Below are 13,281 nucleotides of genomic sequence, written 5' to 3' on the forward strand. Positions count from 1 at the left end.
TTACCCGGCCTACACGTCTCCGTAGGCCGGATAAGCGAAGCGCATCCGGCGCAGTTCAGGAACTAACCTCAATGTCATCTTCCCGTCCGGTGTTCCGCTCGCGCTGGCTGCCCTATTTGCTGGTTGCCCCGCAGTTGGTTATCACCGTTATTTTCTTTATCTGGCCTGCGGGCGAAGCGCTGTGGTACTCGCTGCAAAGCGTCGATCCGTTTGGTTTTTCCAGCCAGTTTGTCGGCCTGGATAACTTCGTCACCCTGTTCCAGGACAGCTACTATCTCGACGCTTTCTGGACGACGATCAAATTCAGCACCATGGTGACCGTCAGCGGTCTGGTGATCTCGCTTGTCTTCGCCGCGCTGGTGGAGTACATCGTGCGCGGCAGTCGGTTGTACCAGACGCTGATGCTGCTGCCTTACGCCGTCGCGCCTGCCGTCGCGGCGGTGCTGTGGATTTTCCTCTTCAACCCGGGGCGCGGGTTGATCACCCATTTCCTCGCCGAATTCGGCTACGACTGGAACCACGCGCAAAACAGCGGCCAGGCGATGTTCCTCGTGGTGTTCGCCTCGGTCTGGAAGCAAATCAGCTACAACTTCCTGTTCTTCTACGCTGCGCTGCAATCCATTCCGCGTTCGCTGATTGAGGCGGCAGCGATTGATGGCGCGGGCCCGATTCGCCGTTTCTTCAGGCTCGCTCTGCCGCTGATTGCACCGGTGAGCTTCTTCCTGCTGGTGGTGAACCTGGTCTACGCCTTCTTCGACACCTTCCCGGTTATCGATGCCGCGACGGCGGGCGGACCGGTGCAGGCGACCACCACGCTGATTTATAAAATTTACCGCGAAGGTTTTACCGGGCTGGATCTCTCAGCCTCTGCCGCGCAGTCGGTGGTGCTGATGTTCCTCGTCATCGTGCTGACGGTGGTGCAGTTCCGCTATGTGGAAAGTAAGGTGCGTTACCAATGATTGAGAACCGTCCGGGGCTGACGATATTCAGCCATACCATGTTGATTCTGGGGATTGCGGTGATCCTCTTCCCGCTGTACGTCGCCTTTGTGGCGGCGACGCTGGATGATCAGGCGGTCTTCGCGACGCCGATGACGCTGCTGCCGGGGACGCATTTGCTGGAAAATATGCACCACATCTGGGTAAACGGTGTTGGCGTGAACAGCGCACCGTTCTGGCGAATGATGCTTAACAGTTTTGTGATGGCGTTCAGCATTACGGTGGGCAAAATCACCGTCTCGATGCTCTCTGCCTTTGCCATCGTCTGGTTCCGCTTTCCGCTGCGTAACCTCTTCTTCTGGATGATTTTTATTACGCTGATGCTGCCGGTTGAAGTGCGTATCTTCCCGACGGTAGAGGTCATTGCCAACCTGAAGATGCTGGATAGCTACGCCGGGCTGACGCTGCCGTTAATGGCGTCGGCAACCGCGACGTTCCTGTTCCGTCAATTCTTTATGACTCTGCCGGATGAACTGGTGGAAGCCGCGCGTATTGATGGCGCCTCGCCGATGCGTTTCTTCCGCGACATCGTCTTCCCGCTGTCAAAAACCAATCTGGCGGCGCTTTTCGTGATCACCTTTATCTACGGCTGGAACCAGTATCTGTGGCCGCTGCTGATCATCACCGATGTGGATCTCGGCACCACCGTTGCGGGGATCAAAGGCATGATCGCCACCGGCGAAGGCACAACCCAATGGAACCAGGTGATGGCAGCGATGTTGTTAACGCTTATCCCACCCGTGGTGATTGTTTTAGTGATGCAGCGTGCCTTTGTACGCGGTTTAGTGGACAGTGAGAAATAAGATGGCAGGACTGAAATTACAGGCAATAACCAAAAGCTGGGATGGTAAAACCCAGGTCATTAAACCGCTGACGCTGGACGTGGCCGATGGGGAATTTATCGTGATGGTTGGGCCGTCCGGCTGCGGGAAATCCACGCTGCTGCGTATGGTCGCCGGGCTTGAACGCGCGACCAGCGGCGATATCTGGATTGACGGCAAGCGCGTGACCGAAATGGAACCGAAAGATCGCGGTATCGCGATGGTGTTCCAGAACTACGCCCTCTACCCGCATATGAGCGTGGAGGAGAACATGGCGTGGGGGCTGAAAATACGCGGCATGGGTAAACAGCAGATTGCCGAGCGAGTGAAAGAAGCGGCGCGTATTCTGGAGCTGGACGGCTTGCTTAAGCGTCGCCCGCGCGAGCTTTCTGGCGGTCAGCGTCAGCGCGTGGCGATGGGACGCGCAATTGTGCGCGACCCGGCGGTGTTCCTGTTCGATGAACCGCTCTCGAACCTGGATGCCAAGCTGCGCGTGCAGATGCGCCTTGAACTGCAACAACTGCATCGTCGTCTGAAAACCACCTCGCTGTACGTGACCCACGATCAGGTTGAGGCGATGACGCTCGCCCAGCGCGTGATGGTGATGAACGGCGGCATCGCCGAACAGATTGGTACGCCGGTAGAAGTGTACGAAAAGCCCGCCAGCCTGTTTGTGGCGAGTTTTATCGGCAGCCCGGCGATGAACCTGCTGGCCGGGCGCATCAACAATGAAGGCACGCACTTTGAACTGGAAGAGGGTCTGTCGATTCCGTTGAAGGGTGACGCTCGTCAGCACGCCGGGCGTAAAATGACCCTCGGTATCCGCCCGGAGCATATTGCGTTAAGCTCGCAGGCGGAAGGCGGTATTCCGCTGGTGATGGACACTCTGGAGATGCTGGGCGCGGATAACCTTGCTCATGGCCGCTGGGGCGCACAAAAGCTGGTGGTGCGTCTGTCTCATCAGGAACGCCCGACGGCGGGCAGCACGCTGTGGCTGCATCTGCCGGACAATCATCTGCATCTTTTTGATGGCGAAACAGGACAAAGAATATGAGTAACTGGCCTTATCCCCATGTTGCGGCCCATCGTGGCGGCGGCAGACTGGCTCCGGAAAACACGCTGGCGGCTATTGATGTGGGGGCGCGATACGGTCACACCATGATTGAGTTCGACGTGAAGCTGTCGAAAGACGGCGAAATTTTCCTGTTGCACGACGATAACCTTGAGCGCACCAGCAATGGCTGGGGCGTGGCGGGCGAACTGAACTGGCACGATTTACTGCGCGTGGACGCGGGTAGCTGGTTTAGCGGTGAATTCAAAGGTGAACCGCTGCCGCTGCTCTCGCAGGTGGCGGAACGTTGCCGCGAATACGGGATGATGGCGAACATCGAAATCAAACCGACCACTGGAACCGGGCCGCTCACCGGGAAAGCGGTGGCGCTGGCGGCGCGTGAACTGTGGGCAGGCATGACGCCGCCGCTGCTCTCGTCGTTTGAAATTGATGCGCTGGAAGCGGCACAGCAGGCCGCGCCGGAATTGCCGCGTGGTTTATTGCTGGATGAATGGCGTGATGACTGGCGTGAACTGACCACGCGGCTGGGCTGCGTGTCGATTCACCTCAACCACAAACTGCTGGATGAAGCGCGGGTAGATGCCCTGCGCGAGGCGGGCCTGAAGATTCTGGTGTACACGGTGAACAGGCCCCAGCGCGCATCACAACTGCTGCGCTGGGGCGTGAACTGCATCTGTACCGATGCCATTGATATCATCGGCCCGAACTTCCAGCCTTAAGGCAGGTTGGTTTTCACCGGCAGATTAGGATTGCTATTCAGCATGTCGCCATTCTGCCGCTGCGGCAACATATGCTGCTGATTATTCAGCAGCGAATCGCTATTCCCTGATGCCCCGCTCTGGTTCAGCATCCCGCCGTTAGTATTGGGGAGCATTTGCTGACCTGCGGGGTTTCGCTCCCCCGGCTGGGCCTGCTGTATCCGCTGCCTGTCGTTATTCATCTGCGTCTGAAGCTGTTGCTGCTGAACGCGCGTTTGTGTCTGCAACTGTTGATTCAGCATCCCTTTCTGCTGCACCTGCTGCGATTTCATCTGGGTTTGTAACCGCTGCTGGCTCGGGATTTTGTAATCCGGCAGATTGGGATTATTGGTGGTATTGAGTGGCTGTGCTAAAGCGGCAAACGGAAGCATTGCCGCCATAATCAATAATCGTTTCATTGTCTCTCCTCCCTTCTGAGGGATCGCTTAAGTTTACCTCGTTTTCGCCATAACGATGATTATTTAGGAGTTTTGAACCAGGCTTAAACAGGAACTGTGACCCCAATTCTGGAGAACAACGATGATGAAACAGACGTTTGCGCGTTGGCTGGCGATTGCCGCGCTGACCGCCGGAGGGAGTTTTGCCGTGGCGGCAGCAACGACCGAGCCTGCTGCACCACCGGTATCTTATGGCGTAGAGGAAGATGTTTTTCACCCGGTGCGCGCGCATCAGGGGATGGTGGCGTCGGTGGACGCGCTCGCCACACAGGTTGGAGTGCAAATCCTCAAAGAGGGCGGTAATGCCGTCGATGCGGCGGTGGCGGTGGGTTACGCGCTGGCAGTCACGCATCCGCAAGCCGGTAACCTGGGCGGCGGCGGATTTATGCTGCTGCGCACCAAAGACGGGAAAACGACGGCTATCGACTTCCGCGAAATGGCCCCCGCACAGGCCACGCGCGATATGTTTCTTGATGATCACGGTAATCCTGACAGCAAAAAATCCCTGACCTCACATCTGGCCTCCGGTACGCCGGGCACGGTAGCGGGTTTCTCACTGGCGCTGGAAAAATATGGCACGCTGCCGCTTAACAAAGTGGTGCAGCCCGCGTTTAAACTGGCGCGCGATGGCTTTGTGGTGAAGGATGCGCTGGCTGACGATCTCAAAACCTACGGCAGTGAAGTCATTCCCAACCATGAAAACAGCAAAGCGATTTTCTGGAAAGACGGCGAGCCGCTGAAAAAGGGTGACAAGCTGGTGCAAAAAGATCTGGCGAAAAGCCTGGAGCTGATTGCCGAAAACGGCCCGGATGCGTTTTATAAAGGCGCCATCGCCGATCAGATTGCCGACGAGATGCACAAGCACGGCGGGCTGATCACCAAAGCGGACCTCGCCGAATACAAAGCGGTCGAGCGCACGCCAATCAGCGGCGATTATCGCGGTTATCAGGTCTTCTCGATGCCGCCGCCGTCCTCCGGCGGGATCCACATCGTGCAAATCCTCAATATTCTCGAAAATTTCGACATGCATAAATATGGCTTTGGCAGTGCCGACGCCATGCAGGTCATGGCGGAAGCCGAGAAGCATGCCTATGCGGATCGCTCGGAATACCTCGGCGACCCGGATTTTGTGAAGGTGCCGTGGCAGGCGCTGACCAGCAAAGCCTATGCGAAATCGATAGCCGAACAGATTGACGTCAACAAGGCGAAACCGTCCAGCGAAATTCGCCCTGGCAAGCTCGCGCCTTACGAGAGCAACCAAACCACCCATTTCTCGGTAGTGGATAAAGACGGTAATGCGGTGGCGGTGACCTATACGCTGAACACCACCTTTGGCACCGGGATTGTTGCCGGGAACAGCGGCATTCTGATGAATAATCAGATGGATGATTTCTCCGCTAAGCCGGGCGTGCCGAACGTTTATGGCCTGGTCGGCGGTGACGCGAATGCGGTAGGGCCGAAGAAGCGTCCGCTGTCGTCGATGTCGCCAACGATTGTGGTGAAAGACGGCAAAACCTGGCTGGTTACCGGTAGCCCTGGCGGCAGCCGGATTATCACCACGGTGCTGCAAATGGTGGTGAATACCATCGATTATGGGATGAACGTCGCCGAAGCCACTAACGCACCGCGATTCCATCACCAGTGGCTGCCGGATGAGCTGCGCGTGGAGAAGGGCTTTAGCCCGGATACGCTGAAGCTGCTTGAGCAGAAGGGGCAGAAAGTGGCGCTGAAAGAGGCGATGGGCAGTACGCAGAGCATTATGATTGGGCCGGACGGCACGCTGTATGGCGCGTCCGACCCGCGTTCGGTGGATGATTTGGCGGCGGGGTACTGAATACCTTTACCCCTCACCCTAACCCTCTCCCGCTGTACGGTCCGGGGACATGGTAGACAGGTGTTCGGGGACATGGTGAACACTTTTTAACATCCTTTACCCATGGTGATCGACTTTTTCTTCAGGTCGATCACCCCCACTTTCGTACTGTACCACCACACTTCATAGCAGCCATCCTCCTGCGTCTCCTTCAGCCCGACCCGCTCTCCCCTGAATGCTTTGCCTGCCTTCAGACAGGTACCATTAATGCTCAGCTTCCCGCTGATATCGACCTTCCTCACCATCACCCCTTCATCATATTCCGGTGGCGTAATGCTGTCGCTGTACTGCCTTGCAGACGGCTGATACCGCGAGGCCGGAACGGCCATACCCAGTGCTTCATGGGGCCGTTCAAGGTTATACACCGTACGCCAGTGGTCGAAAGCACGCTGCAGCTCACCGCTGTCTGTGAACCACTTACCCTGCAGCACTTCCGCCTTCAGGCTGCGGTGAAAACGTTCCAGCTTGCCCTGTGTCTGCGGATGGTATGGCCGGGAATGCCCCACCCGGATACCCTGGCGCATCAGCCACAGCTCCAGCGCTGTCCAGACACCGGTGGTGTCGCCCCACGGCGCGCCGTTGTCCATCGTCATCCGGTCTGGCAGCCCGTAGCGTTCAAACACGCTGACCAGCTGCTGCTGCACGGTCTCACGGCGTTCATCGGCGCAGGGTGCCAGACACAGGGAGAAACGGGAGTGGTCATCCAGCAGGGTGAGCGGATGGCAGCGCCCCCCGCCGAAGGGGAAGTGGCCCTTAAAATCCATCTGCCAGAGCCGGTTCGGCGCGTCATGTTCGAAGCGCCCTGTGGCCGGAATGCCCGGAGCCGTGCCCGGTAGCAGACCGTGACGGGCCATCAGGTTATGGACGGTGCTGAAGGCGGGCATACGGTGCCCCTGGTCTTCGAGCCAGCGCTTTATCTTGCGGGCGCCCCAGCGCTCATGACGGGCATGGGCGATGCGCAGCAGGTCAGTGATATCATCCGGAGAACGGTTGGGAGAGTGATGAGGTACGCGGGGACGGTCCAGAAGACCGGATGCGCCTTCCTCAGCCCAGCGACGAAGCCACTTGTAACCGGTGGCGGGAGAAATGCCGTAGTGACGGCAGAGGGAACGGATGTTCGCCCCGTCTTGTGAGGCGAACAGAACAAACTCGGAACGTAATGACATGGTATCTCTCGCATCCCAGGGCATAAGCGACTCCATAAACGGATTCTTATGCCTTAGTTGTAAGTGTCTACCATGTCCCCGAACAAGTGTTAACTATGTCCCCGGACCGTACACTCCCGCAAGGAGAGGGGACTGTCCGTGCGGTCTGATTTTCTCCCTCTCCCTGTGGGAGAGGGCCGGGGTGAGGGCATCAGGCCGCACTCATTCCCTTCACTCGCGCCATAAAATACGCATCCACATATTCCCCGTTGCGAAGCCCGTACTTCTTCCCGGTGCCTTCAATTTCAAAGCCGTGCTTCTTATACACCGCAACCGCCGGGGCGTTATCGACGAACACCGTGAGCTCAATACGCTCCACGCGCAGCCACTTGTCGCACATATCAATCATCTCACGCATCAGGGCGCTGGCGACGCCGCGGTTTTGCCATCGCGCATCAACGCAAATGCCGAAATCAGCTACGTGGCTGCGGCGCGGGCGTTGTGCCACGTCGATGCACAGATGCCCGACCACCGTGTCGTCAATGCAGGCGACAAGCTGTTTGATGCCGGGCTGATCGGCAAGACGCGCTTCCCACATTTGCTCAGAAGGATGAGGAACCTGTAGCGTGTTGTAATACACCTCCGGCTGGGCGTGGATCTGCCGAATGGCAGCGTAATCTTTCGGTTCCGCGTGGCGTATTACTATCTCACTCATTCCTTGTTTCCTCTGTGGGGTGATTATCCCTTTCAACATCATTGACTTTAAAAGCGGAGTCAACTGACATTTTTTGCAAAAAGTGTTGGACAAGTGCGAATGAGAATGATTATTATTGTCCTGCATTCAGGAAGACCCCTGAGGGAGAACCTGAAAGCACGACATTGCTCACATTGCTTCCAGTATTACTTTAGCCAGCCTTGCGCTGGCTTTTTTTTTGGGATGTTCCAGCCTGGCTTACTTGCCATTTTGTTCCCGGGCTGTGCTCGCTATCCTCACGTACATTAAGTACGCTCCGGTTGCTGCGCGCAGGCCGTGAACAAACTGGCTGCGACGCCGACGGCTGGTGCGCGGGCATTTGTGCTCTCTTTCTCCGGCTCCGGACAATGCGTTGCACTAACACACTTCCTCATTTTGTCTCTCTTCGCTTTGCGCTATGGTGTAACCAGATACCTTTAAAGGACGACATCATGGCCCTACACTGTGCATTCATTGGTTTTGGTAAAAGCACCACCCGCTATCATCTTCCCTATGTTCTGAACCGCAAAGACAGCTGGCACGTGGCGCATATCTATCGTCGCAGCGCGAAGCCGGAAGAGCAGCATCCGCAGTATTCCCACATCCACTTCACCAGCGATCTGGATGAAGTGCTCAATGACCCCGAAGTGAAGCTGGTGGTGGTGTGTACCCACGCTGATAGCCACTTCGACTACGCGAAGCGCGCGCTGGAAGCCGGGAAAAACGTGCTGGTCGAAAAGCCGTTCACCCCCACGCTTGCCGAAGCGAAAGAACTGTTTGCGCTGGCGAAAAGCAAAGGGCTGACGGTAACGCCGTATCAGAACCGCCGTTTTGACTCCTGCTTCCTGACGGCGAAAAAGGCCATTGAAAGCGGAAAACTCGGTGACATTGTGGAAATCGAAAGCCACTTTGACTACTTCCGCCCGGTGGCGGAAACCAAACCAGGGTTACCGCAGGATGGCGCGTTTTACGGCCTTGGTGTGCACACCATGGACCAGATCATTTCCCTGTTTGGCCGCCCGGATCACGTCGCTTATGACATCCGTAGCCTGCGAAACAAAGCCAACCCGGACGACACCTTTGAAGCACAGCTGTTCTACGGCAACCTGAAAGCCATCGTCAAAACCAGCCACCTGGTGAAAATCGATTACCCGAAATTTATCGTGCATGGCACCAAAGGCTCGTACCTGAAATACGGTATCGACCAGCAGGAAACCAGCCTGAAAGCCAATATTATGCCGGGTGAACCGGGCTTTGCCGCTGATGACTCCATCGGGCAGCTTGAGTACGTCAACGATGAAGGCGTGACGGTGAAAGAAGAGGTGAAACCGGAAACCGGCGACTATGGCCGTGTCTACGATGCGCTGTATCAAACCCTTACCCATGGAACGCCGAATTACGTCAAGGAATCTGAAGTTCTGACCAACCTTGAGATCCTTGAACGTGCCTTCGAGCAGGCCTCACCCGCCACAATCACCCTCGCCAAATAAGATGTTAAGGCTCCTCTATTCTTGTTCACATTTTTTGAACAGAGGAGTCAATTTTCACCCACTATCATCCCAGGCGGTTTAGGGCCACACTTACTCCATCGAAAACATGAGGGGGTAACAAATGATTTTCTTACGCAAAGCAAATGAACGTGGTCATGCAAATCATGGTTGGCTGGATTCCTGGCATACCTTCTCGTTTGCAAACTATTACGACCCGAATTTTATGGGCTTCTCGGCACTGCGCGTGATTAACGATGACGTGATTGACGCAGGCCAGGGGTTCGGTACGCACCCGCACAAAGATATGGAAATTTTGACCTATGTACTGGAAGGCGCCGTTGAGCACCAGGACAGCATGGGCAACAAAGAACAGGTTCCGGCGGGTGAGTTCCAGATTATGAGCGCGGGTACCGGCGTGCGTCACTCCGAGTACAACCCGAGCAAAACTGACCGTCTACGCCTGTATCAAATCTGGATCATTCCAGAAGAAACCGGTATTACGCCGCGCTACGAACAGCGTCGCTTTGACGCCGAGCAGGGTAAACAGCTGGTGCTGTCGCCGGATGCGCGTGATGGTTCGCTGAAAGTGTACCAGGATATGGAACTCTATCGCTGGGCGCTGGCGAAAGATGAGCAGTCGGTGCACCAGATTGCCGCTGACCGCCGCGTGTGGATTCAGGTGGTAAAAGGTAACGTCACTATCAATGGCACCAAAGCCACCACCAGCGATGGCCTGGCGATTTGGGATGAACAGGCGATTTCTGTTCATGCCGACAGCGAAAGCGAAATTCTGCTCTTCGATCTGCCGCCGGTATGATAACGCGTAAATAAATAAGAGAACCTCCCCAATCAACCGGGGAGGTTCTCTTATCTCCGTGGTAAACTGAGAGGATGTTTCACTTTTATTTCTCTCAGGACGATGAAAAAGAAAAGACCCGTACTTCAGGATGTGGCCGATCGCGTCGGCGTGACCAAAATGACGGTCAGCCGTTTTCTACGCAATCCGGAGCAGGTCTCCGTCGCGCTGCGAGGTAAAATTGCTCAGGCCCTGGATGAGCTGGGTTATATTCCTAATCGTGCCCCTGATATTCTCTCCAATGCGACCAGCCGTGCGGTTGGCGTTCTCCTTCCTTCCTTAACTAACCAGGTTTTCGCTGAAGTGCTTCGTGGCATTGAAAGCGTGACCGACGCCTATGGTTATCAGACGATGCTCGCCCACTACGGCTATAAGCCGGAACTTGAGCAGGAGCGTCTGGAATCGATGCTGTCGTGGAATATTGACGGCCTGATCCTTACCGAGCGTTCGCATACGCCGCGTACGCTGAAGATGATTGAAGTTGCGGGCATTCCGGTTGTCGAACTGATGGACAGCAAATCGCCATGCCTCGATATCGCGGTCGGTTTCGATAACTTCGAAGCCGCGCGGCAGATGACGGCAGCGATTATCGCGCGCGGCCATCGCCATATCGCCTATCTTGGCGCGCGTCTTGATGAACGTACTATCATCAAACAGAAGGGTTACGAGCAGGCGATGCTCGATGCCGGGCTGGTGCCTTACAGCGTGATGGTCGAGCAATCATCCTCTTACTCGTCGGGGATTGAGCTGATGCGCCAGGCGCGTCGCGAATATCCGCAGCTTGACGGCATCTTCTGTACCAACGATGACCTTGCGGTAGGCGCGTCCTTTGAGTGCCAACGTCTGGGCTTACGTATTCCTGATGATATCGCCATCGCTGGTTTCCACGGCCATGATATCGGGCAAGTGATGGAACCCCGCCTGGCAAGCGTCCTGACGCCGCGTGAGCGGATGGGGCGCATCGGCGCGGAACGTCTGTTAGCACGGATCCGAGGTGAAGCAGTTACTCCTAAAATGTTAGATTTAGGTTTCACTTTGTCACCGGGCGGTTCAATTTAGCCCTGACAAATTTGAACTAGATCACACATATTCATTTCCGGCACGAATGGTGATTGCTTCTCCACTGGTCCGGCATGACAATGTTACCGATAACAGTTACCCGTAACAAATTCTTGTGTCCAGCAGGAGGACGCTTTGAGCACGACTAATCATGATCACCATGTCTACGTTCTGATGGGCGTATCTGGCAGTGGTAAATCCGCAGTCGCCAGTGAAGTGGCGCATCGACTGAATGCCGCGTTTCTTGATGGCGATTTCCTTCATCCGCGTAGCAACATCGTCAAAATGTCCTCCGGCGAACCGCTGAACGACGACGATCGCAAACCGTGGCTGCAGGCGCTGAACGACGCCGCATTTGCGATGCAGCGTACCAACAAAGTTTCCCTGATTGTCTGCTCTGCGCTGAAAAAAGCGTATCGCGACATTCTGCGAAAAGGTAACCCGAATCTCTCCTTCGTGTACCTGAAAGGCGATTTCGACGTGATCGAAAGCCGTCTGAAAGCACGTAAGGGTCACTTCTTCAAAACGCAAATGCTGGTGACGCAGTTCGAAACGCTGCAGGAACCGAGCGCTGATGAACGCGATGTGCTGGTGGTTGATATCGATCAGCCGCTGGAAGGCGTTATCAACAGTACTATTGAAGTGATTAACAAAGGCAGTAACGCGTGACAACTTTAACGCTGGTTTTAACAGCAGTAGGCTCCGTTCTGCTGCTGCTGTTTTTAGTCATGAAGGCGCGTATGCACGCCTTCCTGGCTTTGATGGTGGTTTCTATTGGTGCAGGTCTTTTCTCCGGTATGCCGCTGATTAAGATCGCGCAAACCATGGAAAAAGGGATGGGCGGTACGCTGGGCTTCCTGGCTATCGTGGTCGCGCTGGGCGCGATGTTCGGTAAAATTCTGCATGAAACGGGCGCAGTCGATCAGATTGCCGTCAAGATGCTGAAATCCTTTGGTCACAATCGCGCGCACTACGCGATTGGCCTGGCTGGTCTGATTTGCGCACTGCCGCTGTTCTTCGAAGTGGCGATTGTGCTGCTGATTAGCGTCGCGTTCTCTATGGCGCGTCACACCGGGACCAACCTGGTGAAACTGGTGATTCCTCTGTTTGCCGGTGTTGCGGCGGCGGCGGCGTTCCTGCTGCCTGGGCCTGCGCCGATGCTGCTGGCTTCCCAGATGCACGCGGATTTCGGCTGGATGATCCTGATTGGCCTGTGCGCAGCGATTCCGGGCATGATCATTGCCGGCCCGCTGTGGGGCAACTTTATCAGCCGCTACGTTGAGCTGAGCATTCCGGAAGACATCACCGAGCCGCATCTGGGCGAAGGCAAAATGCCGTCGTTCGGTTTCAGCCTCGCGCTGATCCTGCTGCCGCTGGTGCTGGTCGGTCTGAAAACGATTGCCGCTCGCTTTGTGGCTGAAGGCTCTACCGCGTACGAATGGTTTGAATTTATCGGTCACCCGTTCACTGCAATCCTGATTGCGTGTCTGGTTGCCATTTATGGCCTGGCGTATCGTCAGGGTATGGCGAAAGACAAAGTGATGGAAATCTGCGGTCACGCGCTGCAACCTGCGGGCATCATCCTGCTGGTTATCGGTGCAGGTGGCGTGTTCAAACAGGTTCTGGTTGACTCTGGCGTGGGCCCGGCTCTGGGCGAAGCGCTGACCGGTATGGGTCTGCCGATTGCGCTGACCTGCTTCATCCTGGCGGCTGCGGTACGTATCATTCAGGGTTCGGCAACGGTTGCCTGCTTAACGGCGGTTGGCCTGGTGATGCCGGTAATTGAACAGCTGAACTACAACGGCGCACAGATGGCAGCACTCTCTATCTGTATCGCGGGCGGCTCGATTGTGGTCAGCCACGTGAACGATGCTGGTTTCTGGTTATTTGGTAAGTTTACGAATGCCACCGAAGCACAGACGCTGAAAACCTGGACCATGATGGAAACCATCCTCGGTACCGTGGGCGCGATTGTCGGTATGATTGCGTTTACCCTGCTGAGCTAGGTTTTATAGAACGTTATTGCGAAAGGGCTTCCG

Annotated in this window: 13 protein-coding genes; 10 read left to right on the top strand and 3 right to left on the bottom strand. The window is 56.0% G+C overall.

Translation table 11 applies throughout. The features are described 5' to 3' along the window. Positions 1-71 precede the first annotated feature (71 nt). Genes ugpA through ugpQ form a run of 4 tightly spaced genes read left to right on the top strand, consistent with a single transcriptional unit; the run spans position 72 to position 3,610 of the window. Positions 72-959, top strand: coding sequence for a sn-glycerol-3-phosphate ABC transporter permease UgpA (ugpA, locus tag G163CM_RS19400; RefSeq protein WP_015962637.1), 888 nt, complete (start codon positions 72-74; stop codon positions 957-959). Beyond that, positions 956-1,801, top strand: coding sequence for a sn-glycerol-3-phosphate ABC transporter permease UgpE (gene ugpE / locus G163CM_RS19405; RefSeq protein WP_015962638.1), 846 nt, complete (start codon positions 956-958; stop codon positions 1,799-1,801). The genes ugpA and ugpE overlap by 4 nt, the downstream gene beginning before the upstream one ends. 1 nt (position 1,802) lies before the next feature. Then, the gene (locus G163CM_RS19410; RefSeq protein WP_231826007.1) at positions 1,803-2,873 is read left to right on the top strand and encodes a sn-glycerol-3-phosphate import ATP-binding protein UgpC; all 1,071 of its coding nucleotides are present in this window, start codon (positions 1,803-1,805) and stop codon (positions 2,871-2,873) included. Then, complete coding sequence (gene ugpQ / locus G163CM_RS19415) at positions 2,870-3,610, top strand: glycerophosphodiester phosphodiesterase (protein WP_231826008.1); 741 nt, start codon at positions 2,870-2,872, stop codon at positions 3,608-3,610. The genes G163CM_RS19410 and ugpQ overlap by 4 nt, the downstream gene beginning before the upstream one ends. Here the strand turns inward: ugpQ and G163CM_RS19420 are convergent. Further along, complete coding sequence (locus G163CM_RS19420) at positions 3,607-4,047, bottom strand: DUF2756 family protein (RefSeq protein ID WP_231826009.1); 441 nt, start codon at positions 4,045-4,047, stop codon at positions 3,607-3,609. The genes ugpQ and G163CM_RS19420 overlap by 4 nt on opposite strands. Before the next feature lie 121 nt (positions 4,048-4,168). Here G163CM_RS19420 and ggt point away from each other — a divergent pair, with 121 nt between their 5' ends. Then, on the top strand, positions 4,169-5,920 hold the full coding sequence (gene ggt, locus G163CM_RS19425; RefSeq protein ID WP_231826010.1) for a gamma-glutamyltransferase: 1,752 nt from the start codon (positions 4,169-4,171) through the stop codon (positions 5,918-5,920). An 86-nt stretch (positions 5,921-6,006) separates the two neighbouring features. On the opposite strand, the gene G163CM_RS19430 is transcribed toward ggt, so the two are convergent. Both G163CM_RS19430 and yhhY read right to left on the bottom strand, forming a co-directional pair. Then, positions 6,007-7,149, bottom strand: a complete 1,143-nt coding sequence (locus tag G163CM_RS19430; RefSeq protein WP_420851079.1) for an IS481 family transposase — start codon at positions 7,147-7,149, stop codon at positions 6,007-6,009. A gap of 166 nt (positions 7,150-7,315) precedes the next feature. After that, complete coding sequence (gene yhhY, locus G163CM_RS19435) at positions 7,316-7,819, bottom strand: N-acetyltransferase (protein WP_231826011.1); 504 nt, start codon at positions 7,817-7,819, stop codon at positions 7,316-7,318. Between the two features lie 470 nt (positions 7,820-8,289). Between yhhY and G163CM_RS19440 the strand changes: the two genes are divergently transcribed. The 5 genes from G163CM_RS19440 (at position 8,290) to gntU (ending at position 13,248) form a co-directional block, all read left to right on the top strand. Continuing rightward, a complete protein-coding gene (locus tag G163CM_RS19440; RefSeq protein WP_231826012.1) occupies positions 8,290-9,327 on the top strand; it encodes an oxidoreductase in 1,038 nt (345 codons plus the stop codon). A gap of 121 nt (positions 9,328-9,448) precedes the next feature. Further along, the gene (locus tag G163CM_RS19445) at positions 9,449-10,144 is read left to right on the top strand and encodes a pirin family protein (protein WP_015962645.1); all 696 of its coding nucleotides are present in this window, start codon (positions 9,449-9,451) and stop codon (positions 10,142-10,144) included. 102 nt (positions 10,145-10,246) lie between these two features. After that, entirely contained in the window at positions 10,247-11,242 is a 996-nt protein-coding gene (gene gntR / locus G163CM_RS19450) for a gluconate operon transcriptional repressor GntR (RefSeq protein ID WP_015962646.1), read from the top strand. 135 nt (positions 11,243-11,377) lie between these two features. Beyond that, entirely contained in the window at positions 11,378-11,911 is a 534-nt protein-coding gene (gene gntK / locus G163CM_RS19455) for a gluconokinase (RefSeq protein ID WP_015962647.1), read from the top strand. Then, a complete protein-coding gene (gene gntU, locus G163CM_RS19460; RefSeq protein ID WP_108476565.1) occupies positions 11,908-13,248 on the top strand; it encodes a gluconate transporter in 1,341 nt (446 codons plus the stop codon). The genes gntK and gntU overlap by 4 nt, the downstream gene beginning before the upstream one ends. Positions 13,249-13,281 lie beyond the last annotated feature (33 nt).

Origin of the sequence: Pseudocitrobacter corydidari, from assembly GCF_021172065.1 — a bacterium.
Taxonomy (GTDB): domain Bacteria; phylum Pseudomonadota; class Gammaproteobacteria; order Enterobacterales; family Enterobacteriaceae; genus Pseudocitrobacter; species Pseudocitrobacter corydidari.